Consider the following 262-nt stretch of genomic DNA (forward strand, 5'->3'; position numbering starts at 1 on the left):
TCCTTCGCCTTGACATAGCCGTCAAACTTCTCAAGTGTCATCCCGACACCCGACTGGCGGTCTACGTACTGGAAAGGGCCTGCACCAATTTTGCTTTCTGCCCCAGCCGCCAGGCTTACATCAGGCAGGATCGGGGTGTTCACATCGGCAAGAATCTGGAGGAACGCGGAGTTGCTTTCCTTGAGCTTGACGGTAAATTCCCCTTTTGCCCCCGCCTCGTCAACAGAGCTCACGTTGGCGTAGCTGGCAGCCTGTTCAGCCC

The 262-nt window shown here is 56.9% G+C and carries 1 protein-coding gene; it reads right to left on the minus strand.

What is annotated here, in order from left to right; all coding sequences use genetic code 11:
- Window positions 1–262: hypothetical protein (locus ACPYOG_RS19815; RefSeq protein WP_481295827.1), on the minus strand; the 262-nt coding region annotated here is incomplete at both ends.

This window comes from Leifsonia sp. HAY1-4F, from assembly GCF_056755275.1.